Origin of the sequence: Mycolicibacterium thermoresistibile (assembly GCF_900187065.1) — a bacterium.
GTDB lineage: Bacteria > Actinomycetota > Actinomycetes > Mycobacteriales > Mycobacteriaceae > Mycobacterium > Mycobacterium thermoresistibile.
The window spans coordinates 3,535,874-3,553,150 of sequence record NZ_LT906483.1 but is presented as its reverse complement, the minus strand read 5'-3'; the positions used below and the strand labels follow the sequence as shown (position 1 = coordinate 3,553,150).

Sequence of the window (17,277 nt, the reverse complement as noted above, 5' to 3'; positions counted from 1 at the left end):
AGTGAGCAGTCCGCCGAGGAGACGACGAGTTGAGTTCCGCTGAGACAGTCGAGCAGACCCGCGCCGTTTACGACGGGTTGCGCGTCATCGACTTGACGCAGGGTATCGCCGGTGCGATCAGCACGATGCTGTTGGCCGACGCCGGTGCGGAGGTCGTCCGGATCGACCTGCCGGCCGACCCGTTCGCCGACCTGTCCGGCTACCGGGTGTGGCACCGCGGCAAGAAACGGGTGACTCTCGATCCTGCGGAACCCGCCGACCGCGACGTGCTGGCCAAACTCATCGCCTCGGCCGACGTGCTCGTCGACGCGGTCGATCCGGTGCCCGACGGTCTGGACCTGCCGGCGCTGACCGCCGGAAACCCCGCGCTCGTCCGGTGTTCGATCAGCGGCTACGGCGAGGCGGCCGGCCATCAGGGCCGTAAACCGATCGAAGCCCTGGTCGCCGCGCGCACCGGCCTGCACTGGGAGGCCCGCGGCATCCCCGGGACCACCATCGGGGCCCTCTCCGGATGGGAGGACCCATTGGCGGACGTCGACCTGGGGCCCGGCACCGGGGTCGGCCCCGACCGGCCCGGACCGATGTATCTCGGAATTCCGTGGGCCAGCAACGCGACCGCGTACCTGGCCGCGATCGGCATCAGCGCCGCGCTCCGCGTCCGGGAGATCTCCGGGCGGGGTCAGCACCTCAAGACGTCCTTGTTGCAGGGTGTGCTGTGCGCCGGCAGCATCGCCTGGCAGCGAGTCGAAAACCCCTACGCCGAAGGATATCTGGGCTGGACCACCGATCCGCGTGCGCCGAAGGGCTTCTACCGCACGGCCGACGGCAGGTGGATCCAGCAGTGGGTGCAACTGCCCGGATTCATGCTCGGTGTGAGCGAAGGCGATGAGATCGTCATCCCCGAGTCGGGAGTCTCGCCCAAGGATGCGGATCTGCGGATCTCCACCGATTACCACGACATGGTGATGCTGGGGCATTTCCATCCCGAGATGGCAGCCGCGGCAGCCAAGTTCCCGGCAGCGGACTGGGAGCGGGCCGCCAGGACGGCGGGGGTGCCATTGGAGATCGTGCGGTCCCCGGAAGAAGCCCTGCTGGACGAGTCGCTGCTCGCCGACGGATGCGTCCGCGAGTTCAAGGACGAGGAGTACGGCGCCATCCGCGCGGTCGGCGATGTGGTGCGGCTGTCCCGGTGCCCCGCTACTGTCGGCGAGACCACGTACCCGCCCGGCAGCCACAATGATTGGGTTCGCAGCGTGGAGGACGGGCGGCCAGCCAAGGCCCGCAGCGGTGAATCGGAGTCCGGCGCTTCGAGATCCTCCGGGGCGAACCCCCCGGCGCCGCTGGCCGGTATCCGGGTGCTGGACCTGGGTCTGGCCATCGCCGGCCCGTTCGGCGCGCAGGTGCTGGCCGCGCTCGGCGCCGACGTGATCCGGGTCAGCTCCCGCCAGGACGAGACCTGGATGCGGACCCAGTACTCGCACATGTCCAACCGGGGGAAGCGTAGTGTCGTCATCGACCTGAAGTCCGAAGAGGGCAAGGTCCTGTTCGAGAAGCTGGTGGCGACCGCAGACGTGGTGCACCACAACATGCGGGAGTCCGCCGCCCGCAAGCTTAGGGTGGATTCGGCGAGTCTGCGCAAGATCAACCCGCGGTTGATCTACTGCCACACCCGCGGGTACGAACGCGGTGAGCGGGAGACCAAGCCCGCCAACGACCAGACCGGGGCGGCACTGGCCGGCACCGAATGGGTGGACGGTGCCGCCGACAACGGTGGAACTCCGATATGGCCGTCGATCTCGCTGGGGGACACCGGCAACGGTCTGCTCTCGGCGATCGGCGTGCTGCAGGCCCTGTACCACCGGGACCGCACCGGTGAGGGGCAGGACGTCGACACCTCGATCGTGTACGCCCACCTGGTGAACGCGTCGATGGCCTGGGTGACACCGGACGGTGAACACCGCGGCGATCGGCCGGTCATCGACGCCGGACATTGGGGAATCTCTGCGCTGGAACGGATCTACCCCGCGGCGCGGGGCTGGTTGTGTCTGTCGGTGACCGCTGAGCCGGACTGGCAGCGGTTGGTGCAGGCCATCCCGGAACTCGCGGACGAGCGGTTCGCCGACGACGACGGCCGACGACGGCATCAGGCCGACCTGGCCGACACGCTCACCCGGGTCTTCGGCACCGACACGGCCACGGCATGGCAGGCGCGGCTGGAGGCGTACGGGGTGCCGGCCGAAGCGTTGCCCGACGGCCCGGCGTTCGCGCTCTTCGACGATCCGGACCTCAAAAACCGCGGTCTGATCGAGTCCTATGTGCACCCCGAACTCGGCCGGATGGAGATGGCCGGTCGGTTGATCGACATCGACGGTGTCCGGCCGCTCGGCCGCGCGCCGGTACACGGCGAACACACCCGCCAGGTACTCACCGAACTGGGGCTGTCGGCCGCCGAGATCGACCACCTGGTCAGGGCGGGCGTGGTCGTCGACACGCCCGTCGGCGACGGCGCGGAGGCCCGATGACCCCACCGGTGGCGAACGGCCCGGCGATTACCCACCCTGCCTCGAAAGACTATGCGCCGCATCGGGATCAGTGCGCGATCGCCGGCATCGGTGAGACGGCGTACACCCGAAATTCCGGCGTCAGCGAGCTGGGGCTGGCGGTGGCGGCCGCCCGCAACGCGCTCGCCGATGCCGGATTGCAGCCCGGCGACATCGACGGTCTGGTGCGCAACGACTTCGACACGGTCACCCACAACGATCTGGCCACCGCACTGGGCCTCGAGGACGTCACCTACTGGGGGATCAGCGGCGCCGGTGGGGCGGTGGCTCCCGGACAGATCGCCCAGGCGGTGGCCGCGATCGAAAGCGGACAGGCCACCACGGTCCTGGTGTACCGCGCCCTCAACGGCCGGTCCGGCGCGGATCGGTACGGGCAGACCCGGCGCAATCTGGGCGGGCCGGCGACCGTCGGCGGCAACGGCAGCTACGACGAGTACTTCCTGCCGTACGGACTGGCCGCCGCAGGGCAGCTGTACGCCATGGTGGCGCAGCGGCACATGATCGACTACGGCACCACCAGTGAACAACTGGGGGTCATCGCCACCACGGTGCGCAAACGGGCGAACGCGAACCCCCGCGCCCAGATGCACGACCGGACGATGACGCTGGAGGATCATCAGAACTCGCGGCCGATCTCCGAGCCGCTGCGGCTGTTCGACTACTGCCTGGAGACCGACGGCGCCTGTGCGGTGATCGTCACCTCGACCGAGCGGGCGCGGGACTGCCGTCCGGCCCCGGTTCTGATCCGCGCCGTGGCGATGGCGACAGGACCGGACCCCAAAGGGGGAGTGGTGTTTCCCACCTTGTTTCGGGACGACTACACCACCTTCCCCTCCAAGCGGGCCGCGCAGACGCTGTACCGGCGCGCGGGCTTGGGCCCCAGCGACATCGATGTGGCGCAGATTTACGACTGCTTCACCATCACCACCCTGATCCAGGTTGAGGATTACGGTTTCTGCAGCAAGGGGGAGGGCGGGCCGTTCGTCGAGAGCGGGGCGATCGACCTCGATGGAACGATTCCCGTCAACACGTCCGGCGGTCACCTGTCCGAGGGCTATATCCACGGCATGAACCACGTGCTCGAGGGGGTGCGTCAGCTACGCGGCGAATCCACCGGCCAGGTCCGCGACGCCGCGACCTGCCTGGTGACGGGCGGTTCGCCGGCTCCGACGAGTGCACTCATCCTGAGGAGAGACCAATGACCCCGGCTGCCGTCTCCCGGGCGGACGCGGTGGCGGCGGGTGTCGGGTCGGCGGATCTGCTGCCGATCCCGATCACCACCGACCACGACTCGGCCCCGTTCTGGGCGGGCTGCGCCCAGCGCAAACTCCTGGTCGCGCTGCAGGCGGACGGCACCCCGGTGCATCCGCCGGTGCTGGTGGGCACCGAGGACGGCCCGGTCCGGTGGGTGGAGGCGGCCGGGACCGCCACCCTGCACACCTGGACCGTGGTGCGGCATCCGGTGGATCCCGCCTTCCCGGCGCCCTACGCCGTGGTGCTGGTGGCATTGACCGACTTTCCGTCCGTCCGATTCCTCGGAACACTGGACGCGGAAACCGAACTGGAGGCCGGAATGCCGATGCGGGTGCGTTGGGAGGAGCGTTCCGGGGTGACCATTCCGCAGTGGGAGCCCGACCGTTGAGGCCGTGAGACCGGTACCGGCCGGTGCTGATCAGAGCAATTCGCCGGTTCTCGCCGCTATTGCAGACAGAAATCTCAGTGAGGAGTTGAGCATCATGGGCGCTTTCACCGGAAAGGTCGCGTTCGTCACCGGTGCGGCGCGTGGTCAGGGGCGGTCGCATGCGCTGCGCCTGGCCCGCGAGGGCGCGGCGATCGTCGCGCTTGACATCGCCGCCGATATCGACGAGTGCTTCTTCCCGCTGGCCACCCCTGAGGACCTGCAGGAGACGGTCCGTCTCGTCGAGGAGGACGGCGGCCGGATCCTGGCCCGCCGGGGCGATGTCCGCAACTACGACGACGTGAAGAGTGCCGTCGACGATGGGATCGCGCAGTTCGGTCCGATCGGCATCGTGGTCGCCAATGCCGGGATCGGAACGGCCTACAAGAAGACCTGGGAGATCCCGGAAGCCGACTGGCGAGCCGCGCTCGACGTCAACCTCACCGGCGTTTTCCACACCGTCAAGGCCGCGGTCCCGTCCATGATCGAGGCCGGTAGGGGCGGGTCGATCACCCTCATCTCGTCGTCGGCGGGCCTGAAGGGTTACCAGCACCTGGCGCCGTACGTGTCGTCCAAACACGCGGTGATCGGCTTGATGCGCACGCTCGCAAACGAACTCGCCGAACACAACATCCGGGTCAACGCGTTGTGCCCCGGCTCGGTGCGCACCCCGATGATCATCAACGAGCCCACGTTCAAGGTGTTCCGCCCTGACCTCGACGAACCGACCGAGGCGGATGCCATGGAGGTATTCCGGCAGATGCCGGCCCTCCCGGTCGACGTGCTCGAACCCGAGGACATCAGCGAGATGGTGGCGTTCCTGGCCTCGGATGCCGCCCGGTACGTCACCGGGCTGGCGATCCCGGTCGACGCCGGCCAACTGGTCAAGTGAGCAGAGCAGAGGACGAGCATCATGACCAAACCCCGTAACGCGCTGGTCACCGGCGGCACCGACGGCATCGGCAAGGCGATCGCGCTGCGCCTGCGTGCCGACGGGATGCGGGTCGCCGTCACCGGCCGCAACGCCGAGAGGGGCGCCCAACTCGTCGACGAGGTCGGCTGCCCGGAGGAGTTCGTGTTCATCCGCTCTGACGCCACCGACCCCCACGATGCCGAGCGAGTCGCAGCCGAGGTCCGGAACGCGTTGGGCGGCATCGGCGTCCTGGTGAACAACGTCGGCGGCGGCAGCTCGAACGAGTTCGGTTACATCCACGACCTCGACCCCGACGCCTGGCTGGACAGTTTCAACCGCAACGTCATGTCGGCGATCCGGATGACCCGCGCCGTGGTGCCGGACATGCTCGCCGCGTCGTGGGGCCGGATCGTGATGATGTCCTCACTGGAAGGCAAGATGCCGACACTGCCGAAGATCGGGCCCTACGTCACCAGCAAGCACGCGCTGCTGGGGCTGACCAAATCGCTGGCATTCGACTACGGCGCCCACGGCATCACCTGTAACGCGGTCTGCCCCGGGTACGTGCACATTCCGACCCGTCAGCGCAAGGCGTCGAAGGCGTTCGACGAAGGCCGGTTCGCCGATCCGCAGCAGAACTACAAGGACCTGTCCCGGATCGGCCGCCACATCGAGCTCGACGAGGTCGCACATGCGGTGTCGATGCTGGTCGCCGAGGAGAGCTCGGCGATCACCGGCACCACGCTGAACATCGACGGTGGATCGTCACCGTACTGACCCATCGCAGGAGCGTGTCATGGCGTTGAAACGCAGCTACGGCGAGTTCTTCATCGACGGTGGGTGGCGGCCCGCATCATCGTCGGCGACGTTCCCGGTGATCTCACCGTCCACCGGTGCGGAGATCGGCCGGGTCCCGGCGGCCACCGCCGCCGACATCGACGCCGCGGTGGCCGCCGCTCGCCGGGCGTTCTACGAAACCGACTGGCCCACCAGGCCGGTGGCCGAGCGGGCCGATCTGTGCGAAGCGCTGGCGGCGAAGCTGCAGCAGCACCGCGACGAGTTTGCCGAACTGCTCGTCGACGAGCTCGGCTGCCCGCGCACCCAGGCCGACATCTATCAGGCCGTGGCGCCGACGCTGCACTGGAACTACAACGCCGTGATCGGTCGCCAGTATCCGTTCACCGAGGTCCGCACCGCCGACCTCGGGCCGCTGGCCGGTGGCGCCGCGGGCGGGATGGTGATGCCGTTCCAGACCCAGAGCCTGACCGTCAAGGAACCGGCCGGGGTGCTGGCGGCGCTGGTGGCGTACAACTTCTCGTTGGCCGGGACCGCGCAGAAGGTCGCACCGGCGATCGTGGCCGGATGCACCGTGGTGATCAAGGTTCCCGAGCCGAATCCGTTGGCGGTCTTCGCGATGGGTGAGCTGATCCAGGAGGTGGGCTTCCCGCCGGGAGTCATCAACATCGTGGCCGCCGGACCGGAGGTCTCCCACCATCTGGTCACCCATGAGGGTGTGGACATGGTCAGCTTCACCGGGTCACGGGCTGTGGGCGAACAGATCGGCGCGGCCTGCGGAGCGCTCGTCCGGCCGGCGGTGCTGGAGTTGGGCGGCAAGGCCTCGGCGATCGTCCTCGACGACGCCGACCTCGACGACGTGATCCCCACCTTGGTGGCGGTCAGCGTGGTCCCCAGTAGCGGACAGAGTTGCACCAGTCAGAGCCGGTTCCTGGTGCCGCGCGCCAGACACGACGAGATCGTGGACCGATTGGTGCGGGCGTTCGGCGACCTCAAGGTCGGCGACCCGCACGACCCCGACACCCAGATCGGTCCGATGATCACCCGTGCGCACCAGCAACGGGTGCTCGGTTTCATCGAACGGGCGGTGCGCGACGGTGCGACCATCGCGTTCGGTGGCGGCGTCCCCGACGGGCTGGACCGCGGTTGGTACGTGCAGCCCACCCTGATGACCGGTGTCACCCCCGAGATGGAGATCGCCCAGGAAGAGGTGTTCGGCCCGGTGGCCGTGGTGATCCCGTACGACACCGAGGATCAGGCGATCGAGATCGCGAACAACACGCCCTACGGGTTGTCCGGTTCGGTGTTCACCGCCGATGTCGCCCACGGCTTCCGGTTGGCCCGCCGAATCCACACCGGAACGTTCGCGGTGAACTCCTACACCGCCGATTTCAACGCCCCGTTCGGCGGGGTCAAGCGATCCGGAATCGGTCGGGAGCACGGTCCGGCCGGCTTGGCGGAGTATTTGCGGCCCAAGACGATCGCGATCGATCCGAGTCTGGAACTGCCGCGGGAGGTGGTGGAGTCGGCAGACGTGGTCACCCACGGCGTCAGGCCCTGAACACCCGCCCCGATCCCGCATGGGACGAGCGCACGGTGTTGTCCGCATACCCCGGGTGGCAGCAACCATGCGCTCGCCTCATCGCCGCGCGCGACTGCGAGTCACTCGAGCATCAGTTCTTTGAGCCGCTCCCGCCGCTCCGGGGTGAGCCCGCACACCTCGACGAGATAGTTCTCGAACGAGCCGTGCTCGCGGTCGATCGTGTCGAAGGAGGCCTTGAGGTATTCGGCGCGGTTTCCGACGTCGAGCAGCGTGTCCGCGGACAACAGTTCCGCCGGTGGCTCCTCGATGTACTCCATCAGCGACTGGTGCAGCCGGTACTTGTCGGTGTGGTCCTTGGAGGCGAGATAGTCGGCGACGATCGCATCCCATTCGACATCGAGGGCGGCGAGGATGATGGCGACGACGAACCCGGTGCGGTCCTTGCCGGCCACGCACATCACCAGCATCGGCAGTGCCTCGTCGTCGATGATCGCGTCGAAGATCGCCTTCATGCTGTCCTGGAACGCGGTCGGCATATCGGCCGCGTTCTCGCGCAGCAGCCGCGCCAGTCTCTCCCCTGAGGGGTCGCTCATGAGCTCGTGGATCAGCTCGGTACCGGCCACTCGGGCGTCCGGGAGCGTCTTGACCGGAATGGATTTCGGATTCTCACCGGGCCAGACCAGCGGATGCTTCTGCTGCTCGCCCGCGCTGCGGAGGTCGCAGACGCTGCGAATATTCAGTGCCGCAAGGTGTTTCCGCGCGTCCTCATCGAGGTTGGTGAGGTTCTCGGACCGGTACAGAACGCCTTCTTTGACCCGGCGACCGTCGGTGGTCGGCAGGCCGCCCAGCGAGCGGAAGTTCGGAACGATCGTTACCGGGGCGGACACACATACCTCCACTGTTGTTTCGATGCCTCCGCGCAGGTGGCGGCTACGGACCCATCCAAGGCCATGACGGTCCGATGGTCAAGCTTTTCCTACGGAGGAATTATCGCACCCAGCATACCGCTTCCCGCGGTTCAGATTGGAGTTTCCGCTGGTCGACCGGCTGGCCTTGGGTGCTGCGCCAGCCGACGGGTCGATGCGGTATGGGCGTCGGCAGGGTGCAGCCGACGGTATCCGGGCTCCGCGCGTGCCCCCGTCGCGGGTGGTCTCGCGCGCCGGCGGTTTCCAGGGGCCCGGATACGCCGGGCGGTGATCGTCGGCCATCGGCGTCGGCAGGGGTGGCGGCGGCGATCTGGCGAAATCAGCTGCGGTGCCGTGGATGTCAAGGTCGGCTCGAATTCGGCGGACAGACGTCTGGACCAAATTCCTCCGGAGGAAACCTTGACACCGCAGGGGTGGCTCTGCATGATGACCGATATGTCAGCCGTCACATCCCCGAACACCGTCGAAGCGGAGCACACCGTGAGCAACGTCATCCGATTCGCCGATCCCGGCGCCACCGACCCGCGACTCGTCGGCGGAAAAGGCATGAATCTCGGCGAACTCGTCGCGGCCGGTTTCCGGGTTCCCAACGGGTTCACCGTCAGCACCGAGGCGTATGCCGCCACCCTCGCCGACAGTGGGGCGGCGGACCGGATCTTCGAGTTGCTGAAGGGCCTGGACGTGGCCGACCTCGCGCGGCTGGAGAGCACCGCGGCCGCGATCCGTGATGTCGTGACGGCGGTGGAGCTTCCCGACAAGCTCGCCCACGACATCGAACGCGCCTACACCGAACTCGGCGCCGACGTCTATGTGGCGGTGCGGTCATCCGGCACGGCCGAGGATACCGCCGAGGCCAGCTTCGCCGGCATGCACGACACCTACCTCGACATCCGCGGGACCGGCGAGGTCCTCGACGCGGTCCGGCGGTGCTGGGCCTCGATGTGGACCGCCCGGGCGGTCGCCTACCGCGAGGAGCACGGCTTCGATCACCGCGAGGCCAAGATCGCTGTCGTGGTGCAGACCATGGCCGAGGCCGATGTCAGCGGGGTGATGTACACCGCCAACCCGCTGAACAACCGCACCGACGAGATCGTCATCAACTCCGCCTACGGGCTCGGGGAGTCGATCGTCTCCGGAGCGATCAATCCCGACGAGTTCACCGTCGACCTCGGCACCCTCAAGATCAAGCAGGCCAACGTCGGGAACAAGAAGGAAAAGATCGTCCGTGCCCCGGACAAGCCCAGCGGGACCGTCACCCTGGCGGTGTCCGAGGAGGACGCGGGCCGGCTCAGCCTGACCGACGAGCAGGTGGCTGAGCTGGCCGCGCTGGGCCGGCAGGTGATGGACCACTACGGCGGACTGCCCCAGGACATCGAGTGGGCCTGCGTGGACGGCGAGTTCTTCCTGCTGCAGACCCGACCGATCACGGGGGCGAAGTTCACCTGGCCCGAGGGCTTCAACGACTGGCAGAACGGTCCGGAGGACCCCGACACCCTGTGGACGTTCAAATACGCCGAACAGTACTGGACCGGTGGGATCACCCCACTGTTCTTCTCGGTGCGGGCCCGCGAGACCCAGGTCGGCTACGACCGGATGAACGCCCGCGCGGGATTCCAGGATCTGCTCGGGCAGCGGCTGTACAAGGACAAGTACGGCACCGTCTACTGGAACGTCGACATGGACGAGAAGCGGCTGCGTTACGTTCTGCCGCGGTTCGCCCGTCCGGCCGGTGCGAACGTGGTGCCCGCCGACATGCAGGAGCAGATGTTCGCCGAGCCGCTGGACGTCGTCCGCTGGCTCAAGGCGATGATCAGCTTCTCGGTCTCACCGATCTATTCGCTGTCGAGGTGGAAGAAGGTGATCCGGGAGGACTACCTGTTCAACGAGGCGGCGGTGGCCAAGGCCAACGGCCTTTCCGACGCCGAGTTGCGGGCGCTGTCGGATGACGAGCTCTACCGCTACCAGCGCGACCTGCAGGAGTACGCGATCGACTTCATGGACCCGCTGTGGTTCGGCGCGTACACCGCGATGTCGATGTTCTTCTCGTTGCATGCCGCGCTGCTCGCCAAGTACTACACCGGCACCAATGAGCTGCTCGGTCAGGATCTGATCAGCGGTCTGCCGACGACCCTGCAGGCGCTGGAGAACCGGGCGTTCTTCGAGCTGACGTCGATGATCCGCCACTCCAAGGTGCTCTCGGACGCGTTCGAAAAGCACCAGGGCGCAGCGTTTTTTGCGGAACTGGAGAACAGCGACGAGGGCCGCGAGTTCCTGGAGAAGTACCGTGAGTTCCTCGCCGAACACGGCCACCGCGGCCATCCGGACCGCGACCTGATCTTCAAGCGTCGCGCGGACGATCCGGCGGTCGACTACGAGGCGTTCAAGGTGCAGCTGCAGGCGCCCGAAGCCACCCCGCCGATCGAGCTGGAGGAACGCGTCCGGGCCCGCCGGGAAGCCGCCGAGGCGGAGGTCATCGAGAACCTCGGCCGGGGCTTCCTCGGCCCGGTCAAGCAGCAGCTGTTCAAGTTGTTGCAGCACCAGATCATCGACTTCCTGGTGTTGCGTGACGACTGGCGCCACTTCATCGACCGGATCACCTACGCCAAGCGCAAGGCGTTCCTGGAGGTCGCGCGCCGGTGCGTCGAGCGCGGTCGCCTGGAGAAGGAGGACGACGCGTTCTTCCTCGGCGAGACCGAGCTGTTCGAGGTGCTCAACGGCACCGCGAAGCAGCCGCTCGTGCAGGCCAAGATCGCGGCTCGCCGACCCGACTTCGAACTGTTCGAGTCCCGGACGTTCACCCCGCCGATGTTCATGCGCGGTGAGACCCCGGTCGACGAGGCGGCCCCGGCCGCCGTGGCGGGCAGCGGTGCGATCAACGGTGTCGGCACCTCGGCCGGGCAGGTCGAGGGCCGGGCGCGGGTGCTGGCCAGCATGACTGAGATCGGCACCCTCGAACAGGGCGACGTGCTGGTCTGCAACGCCACCGACCCGGGCTGGTCGCCGGTGTTCGGGGTGATCAGCGGGCTGATCATCGAGACCGGCGGCATGCTCGCACACGGGGCCTGCCTGTCGCGCGAGCATGGGATCCCCGCCGTGCAGATCGTGGGCGCCACGCAGATCATCCCCGACGGCGCCTACGTCCGGATCAACGGTACCACCGGGCTGGTCGAGGTGCTCGAACCCGCCCCCGCCGGAGCCGCCTGAGCCGCCTGAACGTCTGGAAGGGAAGCAGTTGAAGCTACGCAAGGTAGATCCGGCCGACGACGGATCGCACCAGCCCACCGGCGACGATGAGCGGTGGCAGGAGAGCTGGGTGCTCTACTGGTTCGACCCGTCGAACATGTCCGGCGGATCGCACCACTTCGGGTTGCAGCGGCCCCGCGAACGGGCCGATGTGTGGGACTGGGTGACGGTCCAGGGCCGCCACGCAGGGCACTTCAACGCCCTCACGCTGCCGATACCCGATCAGGATCTGTCGAAGTTCGAGATCGGCCGGATGAGGATCCAGACGCTGGAACCGCTGCAGAAGTATCGGTTCAGCAGCGAATATCCCAGCACCGGAACAAAGGTCGACATCGTCTACGAGGCGTTCACCGATGCGATCTCGGTGGCGCTGGACGGCAGCGGCGCCGAAGTCGGTGCCAACCACTACGAGACCTTCGGCAGGGCGTCGGGGACGGTCACCCAAGGGGGCCAGACGCTGGAGGTGTCCGGTTGGGCGTTCCAGGATCACTCCTGGGGTATCCGGGACTGGAACACCGTCGGCGCGCACCGCTGGATCTGCGCGACGTTCTCGGAGAACTTCTACTGCGCGGCGGGCACATTCGCCACCAACGCCGGCGTGCGGGCGTTCGGATACGTGTTCGACGGCGAATTCAAGGAAGTGACCAGGATGTCGTTCGGCGGCCGGGTCGGTGACGACGGGTTCAGCGTCGAGGGCTGCGACGCCCGGATCTGGACCAAACCCGGCGATGCGTACCACATCACCGGGGACTGCGTGAGTTCGCAGTTGAGCAACCACCATGACGGCTGGTTCACCAGCAACGGGTTCGCGATGTTCGAATGCGGCGGACGGCTGGGCACCGGTGTGCTCGAGCTGGCCGAGCTGAAGCAGTTGACCCCCAGCCTGCAGCGCCGTCTCGATGAGGCGAACGGGTAACGAACACGAGGAGCGGGCGGTGGCCGGATCGGACCGACTCGACGAATTGGCCACCCGCCTGTTCACGGCGATCGAGCGCGGTGACGCCGAGGCGTTCTGGTGCTGTTTCGAGCCGGACGGGGTCATCGTCCGCAACGGCACCGAGCAGCGGACCGCGCGGTCCTTCGCCGAGCGGATGGCCGGACGGCCGGCGGACGCCCCGGCCTACCGGTACCGGAGGGTGCGCCGGGAGTTCTTCGCCGGTGGTTTCCTCGAGGAGCACGAGGTCCACGTCGAACCCGCCGGCACCGCCCCGGTTCGGCACGCCTGCGTGATCGGCCGGGTGGGTGGTGGCGGTCTCATCCGGGAACTGCGCGAGTACATCTGATAGTGATTTCGGCGTGCGGTTGCGTCCAGCAGAGTGGTGTACGAGTCGGACCTGATCAGTGGTACCGGCGTGTCGTAGCCGAATGATTGAGGGTCATCGCGTGATTCTTCGAGGGACCGTCGAAAGTCACTCGAGCAAAGAAGGAACACACGCGATGACCACTGCCCACAATATCGACCTGCCCACCGTGTTGGCCGAACGACTCACCACCACCCATCCCGACGTGCTGCGCGAGCTGCTGGCCACGTTCATCCACACTCTGATGGGTGCCGAGGCCGACGCCCTGTGCGGTGCCGGATACGGCGAGCGCAGCGCTGAGCGCACCAATTCCCGTAACGGGTACCGGCACCGCCGATTCGACACCCGCGCAGGCAGTCTTGATTTAGCGATCCCCAAGCTACGGCACGGTTCGTACTTCCCGGACTGGCTGTTGGAACGCCGCAAACGCGCCGAGCGTGCCCTGACGACCGTGGTCGCCACGTGCTACCTGCTCGGGGTCTCGACCCGGCGGATGGACAAGCTCGTCGAGACGTTGGGCATCACCAGCCTGTCGAAATCCCAAGTCAGTGTGATGGCCACCGAGCTCGACACCGCCGTCGAGGCCTTCCGCACCCGGCCGCTGGATGCCGGCCCGTACACGTTCGTGGCCGCCGACGCGCTGGTGCTCAAGGTCCGCGAGCAGGGCCGGGTGGTCAACGTGCACGCCCTGATCGCCACGGGTGTGAACGCCGAGGGCTACCGCGAGATCCTCGGTGTCGACGTCACCACCGCCGAGGACGGCGCCGGGTGGCTGGCGTTCTGGCGGTCGTTGACCGCCCGCGGCCTGTCCGGGGTCAAACTGGTCACCAGCGACGCGCACACCGGGCTGGTCGCCGCGATCGGCGCCACCCTGCCCGGCGCCACGTGGCAGCGCTGCCGCACCCACTACACAACCAACCTGATGGCCGTCACGCCCAAGAGTTCGTGGCCGTGGGTACGCACTCTGTTGCATTCGGTGTTCGACCAACCCGATGCTGAGTCAGTTGCGGCGCAATACGATCGGATCATCGACGCACTTGTCGATAAGCTGCCGAAGGTCGCCGACCACCTGCAGGCAGCCCGCCCGGACCTGCTGGCGTTCACCGCGTTCCCCAAGCAGATCTGGCGCCAGATCTGGTCGAACAACCCCCGATCGGTTAACCGGCCCTCTCACGACACGATCATGGGTGCGGCGTGAGGTCCGGGGCCGACGGCGTTGCTCGGCGCATGCTGGCGGTGTCAGCTCGATCGAGAGGGGCAGACCATGACCGTTCGGGTGCGGACCCACGGCGACGGCTATGCGATCGACGGCCAGTGGGAGGGAAGCGCAGCGGCGAACGCATTCCTGACACACTTGGCCGGACGCGGATTCAGTGCGGCAACGGTGCGGGCGTATGCGTTCGACGTGCTCAACCTGGCCCGGTTCCTTCTCGATCGCGACCTCACGGTGGCGGCGGTGACGCCGGTGACGGTGTTCGAGTGGATCGACTGGCAGGACGTGCGCCGCGAACCCCGCCCAGGTATGGCGACACGAGGTGATCGGGGCGCGGCGGCGTCGACGATCAACCGACGAGTCGCGGCGGTGCGGGCGTTGTTCGAGTACCTGGTGATGACCAGGATGCGCGCCGACAATCCGGTGCCCTCACCGCGGCGCGGGCAGGGCCTGCGACCACAAGCGCGCGGACTGCTCGGGCACCTCGGACCGGGCCGACCCCGAGCCGGGGGCCGGCTGGTGCGTCAACCGCGACTGCTGCCCGAATCCCTCGACGCCGACGCGGTAGAGCAGTTCGTGGCGTCGTTGCGCACTCATCGGGATCGGGCGATGGTGTGGGCCATGCTGTTCGGGGGTCTGCGCAGCGCCGAGGTGCGATCACTGCGGCTGGCAGACGTCGATTTCGGTCGACGTCGGTTGCGGGTGCTCGGCAAAGGCTCGAAGGAACGGGTGGTGCCGGTCGATGCGGTGTTCTTCACCGAACTATCGGCCTATCTGCGCCTCGAACGGCCACCGGGGTTGGCGACGCAAGAGTGTTTCGTGGTGCTGCGTGGCCCCACCCACGGGTCGCCGGTCACCGAGGCCGGACTGCGGTCGCTGTTCCGGCGGCACCGAGTCCTGTCCGGCGCAACGCGGGTGCGTCCGCACCGACTGCGCCACACCTACGGCACCGAACTGGCCTCTGCGGGAATCGATCTGATGGCGTTACGGGAGTTGATGGGGCACGTGTCTCCCGAGACCACCGCCGGATACGTGCATCTGTCGGTCGCGCAGCTCGCCGCCGAATACGGCGCGGCCCGCGCCAGCCTCGCCGGGACACGACGATGACCACCCCCGCGCTCGCAATGGTCGATCCGCTGGCCGACCCGGATACGGTGCTGGCCGATTACCTCGAGTACGTTGCCGCCCTGGGTCTCAGCGGTAGGTCGGTGCGCGCTCGCACCCTCATCGCGACCACCTTCCTCACCTCGCATCCGGACCTGCGGGACTGGATGACCCGACCGGCAGCCGAACGGCTCATCGAACTGCGCCGCACCGGGGCGTGGCCGCTGCTGTGTCACCTCATCGGACGCGGCGAGCTGCGGCTGGACCTCGAACTTGCGGCCGTCAAGAACCTCACCGGTCTCGGCCGAGCCGTCGAGGACCGCGACCCGGACGGGTTCGCCGCAGTCCGGGCCGCCGGGCTGGCCTTGGGCTGGACACCGCAATGGATCGAGACGGTCCTGGGTGAATGTCTGGCGGTGCTGCTCGCCTGGCACGGCGGACTCGTCAGCGGCGTGAGCGCCGATACCGTCGACGAATTCGACGCTGCATTGGCTGCAACACAGTCGATTCCGGCAACGTCTCGTCGCGCCTACCGCAACCGGATTGCGGGGCTGCGACAGATGCTGTTTCAGGCCCGCATCGTCGACACACCACCACGGCGCCGGCGGTGGGCCCGCAGTTACGCTCAACGCTTCGCCGAGGTTCCGATGGCCGACGCGATTCGCGCAACATTGCTGCGTTACGTCACCGTCCGGGCATCGGTGCTGCGTCCGAAATCCGTCGAATCCTTGATCAACGACTTGCTGCCGTTCGCGGACTACCTCACCACCGCTCATCCCGAGGTCACGTCCCTCGAGGATCTCGACCGCAATCACATCGAGGGTTTCCTCGTCTGGAACCGCACCCGCACCTGGCGTGGGCAACGCGCCGCTTCCGGCGCCGGACGCATCATCTCGAAGGCCGTGATCCAATCGACGGTGCTGAGCGTGCGCAACCTGCTCGACGACATCACCGAATGGGGTTGGGAGCAGGCCCCACCGCGCCGTCTGGTTTTCGCCGTCGACGTCCCCAAACTCGATCAACCGCTTCCGCGGGCCCTGCCGCCCGACATCGATGTTGCAGTGATGAATGCGGTCTCTGGGCTGGATGATTCGTTCGCTCGTATCGGGCTGACCGTGCTCCGCGGAGCTGGTCTGCGGGTCGGGGAGCTACTCGACCTCGAACTTGGCAGCGTCATCGACTACGGTCCCGCCGGCACCTGGTTGAAGGTTCCGTTGGGCAAGCTCGCCACCGAACGCATGGTCCCGCTCTCGGTCGCCACCATCGCCGCGTTGGACGAGTGGACCACCGGGCGTGGTATCTGCCGGCCGCTGCCGCACCCCCGCACCGGAGCGTTGACCGATTTCCTGTTCGTCGCGCACGGTCGCCGTCTCAGCCAGACCCGGCTGCGCAACGGACTGATCGCTGCCGTCGAGACTTGCGGACTGCGTGGGGCCGGGGGTGCGCCGTTGGTGGTGACCCCGCATCAGCTGCGGCATACGTGGGCTACCGAACTCGCGAACGCCGGGATGGGCCTGCAGGCGTTGATGGCGTTGCTCGGGCACGTCACCCCGCAAATGACTTTGCGTTACGCCACTTTGGCTTCACCGACGTTGCGTGATGCCTACGACCAGGCGATGGGCAAGATGCGGCGGCGGTTCACTCTCACCCCGGTCGGCAAACCGATCGTCCCCGATGCCGTGATTTGGCTTGGCAGCGAGATGCTCAAAACGCGTGTTGCCCACGGCTACTGTTCCCGTCACGAGAGCGCGGGTGCTTGTCCCTATGCCAACATCTGCGAGACCTGCGACAACTTCGTCACCGGACCGGAGTTCCGCGACGCGCTCGAGGCGCAACGCACCGACGTCGAGGCACTCGAGGTCGATGCCCGCGACCGAGGATGGCCCGATGAAGCGGCCCGTCACCATCGCGTCGCTGACGCGTTGACCGACCACCTGCAGCGGCTCGACCGCTGACCCAAATCGGCAATCAGGGGTTGATCCGACCCTGAGGGCCGGATA

General features: G+C 67.5%; 12 protein-coding genes and 1 pseudogene. 12 read left to right on the top strand and 1 reads right to left on the bottom strand.

What is annotated here, in order from left to right:
* Nucleotides 1–29 precede the first annotated feature (29 nt).
* The 6 genes from CKW28_RS16650 (at nt 30) to CKW28_RS16625 (ending at nt 7,508) form a co-directional block, all read left to right on the top strand.
* The gene (locus CKW28_RS16650; RefSeq protein WP_003924973.1) at nt 30–2,522 is read left to right on the top strand and encodes a CaiB/BaiF CoA-transferase family protein; all 2,493 of its coding nucleotides are present in this window, start codon (nt 30–32) and stop codon (nt 2,520–2,522) included.
* Complete coding sequence (locus CKW28_RS16645; RefSeq protein WP_061252269.1) at nt 2,519–3,763, top strand: thiolase C-terminal domain-containing protein; 1,245 nt, start codon at nt 2,519–2,521, stop codon at nt 3,761–3,763. The genes CKW28_RS16650 and CKW28_RS16645 overlap by 4 nt, the downstream gene beginning before the upstream one ends.
* Nucleotides 3,760–4,203, top strand: a complete 444-nt coding sequence (locus CKW28_RS16640) for a Zn-ribbon domain-containing OB-fold protein (RefSeq protein WP_061252268.1) — start codon at nt 3,760–3,762, stop codon at nt 4,201–4,203. The genes CKW28_RS16645 and CKW28_RS16640 overlap by 4 nt, the downstream gene beginning before the upstream one ends.
* A 91-nt stretch (nt 4,204–4,294) precedes the next feature.
* A complete protein-coding gene (locus tag CKW28_RS16635; protein WP_435405810.1) occupies nt 4,295–5,131 on the top strand; it encodes a mycofactocin-coupled SDR family oxidoreductase in 837 nt (278 codons plus the stop codon).
* Nucleotides 5,132–5,152: 21 nt separating this feature from the next.
* On the top strand, nt 5,153–5,929 hold the full coding sequence (locus tag CKW28_RS16630) for an SDR family NAD(P)-dependent oxidoreductase (protein ID WP_003924969.1): 777 nt from the start codon (nt 5,153–5,155) through the stop codon (nt 5,927–5,929).
* A 19-nt stretch (nt 5,930–5,948) separates the two neighbouring features.
* Nucleotides 5,949–7,508, top strand: coding sequence for an aldehyde dehydrogenase family protein (locus CKW28_RS16625; protein ID WP_003924968.1), 1,560 nt, complete (start codon nt 5,949–5,951; stop codon nt 7,506–7,508).
* Between the two features lie 101 nt (nt 7,509–7,609).
* On the opposite strand, the gene CKW28_RS16620 is transcribed toward CKW28_RS16625, so the two are convergent.
* Complete coding sequence (locus tag CKW28_RS16620) at nt 7,610–8,377, bottom strand: tyrosine-protein phosphatase (protein ID WP_003924967.1); 768 nt, start codon at nt 8,375–8,377, stop codon at nt 7,610–7,612.
* A gap of 474 nt (nt 8,378–8,851) precedes the next feature.
* Between CKW28_RS16620 and CKW28_RS16615 the strand changes: the two genes are divergently transcribed.
* From CKW28_RS16615 to CKW28_RS16590, 6 genes and pseudogenes are all read left to right on the top strand, one after another.
* Nucleotides 8,852–11,620, top strand: coding sequence for a PEP/pyruvate-binding domain-containing protein (locus CKW28_RS16615; RefSeq protein WP_003924966.1), 2,769 nt, complete (start codon nt 8,852–8,854; stop codon nt 11,618–11,620).
* A gap of 28 nt (nt 11,621–11,648) precedes the next feature.
* On the top strand, nt 11,649–12,575 hold the full coding sequence (locus CKW28_RS16610; RefSeq protein WP_003924965.1) for a DUF7064 domain-containing protein: 927 nt from the start codon (nt 11,649–11,651) through the stop codon (nt 12,573–12,575).
* On the top strand, nt 12,559–12,942 hold the full coding sequence (locus CKW28_RS16605) for a hypothetical protein (protein ID WP_095176467.1): 384 nt from the start codon (nt 12,559–12,561) through the stop codon (nt 12,940–12,942). The genes CKW28_RS16610 and CKW28_RS16605 overlap by 17 nt, the downstream gene beginning before the upstream one ends.
* A 154-nt stretch (nt 12,943–13,096) precedes the next feature.
* Nucleotides 13,097–14,113 (top strand): annotated as a pseudogene (locus tag CKW28_RS16600) (IS256 family transposase); the annotation flags it as partial.
* 111 nt (nt 14,114–14,224) lie between these two features.
* On the top strand, nt 14,225–15,280 hold the full coding sequence (locus CKW28_RS16595; protein WP_003923652.1) for a tyrosine-type recombinase/integrase: 1,056 nt from the start codon (nt 14,225–14,227) through the stop codon (nt 15,278–15,280).
* Nucleotides 15,277–17,232 (top strand): tyrosine-type recombinase/integrase, encoded by a 1,956-nt coding sequence (locus tag CKW28_RS16590; protein WP_040545935.1) that lies wholly within the window; start codon nt 15,277–15,279, stop codon nt 17,230–17,232. Before CKW28_RS16595 ends, CKW28_RS16590 begins: the two co-directional genes overlap by 4 nt.
* Nucleotides 17,233–17,277: the final 45 nt, after the last annotated feature.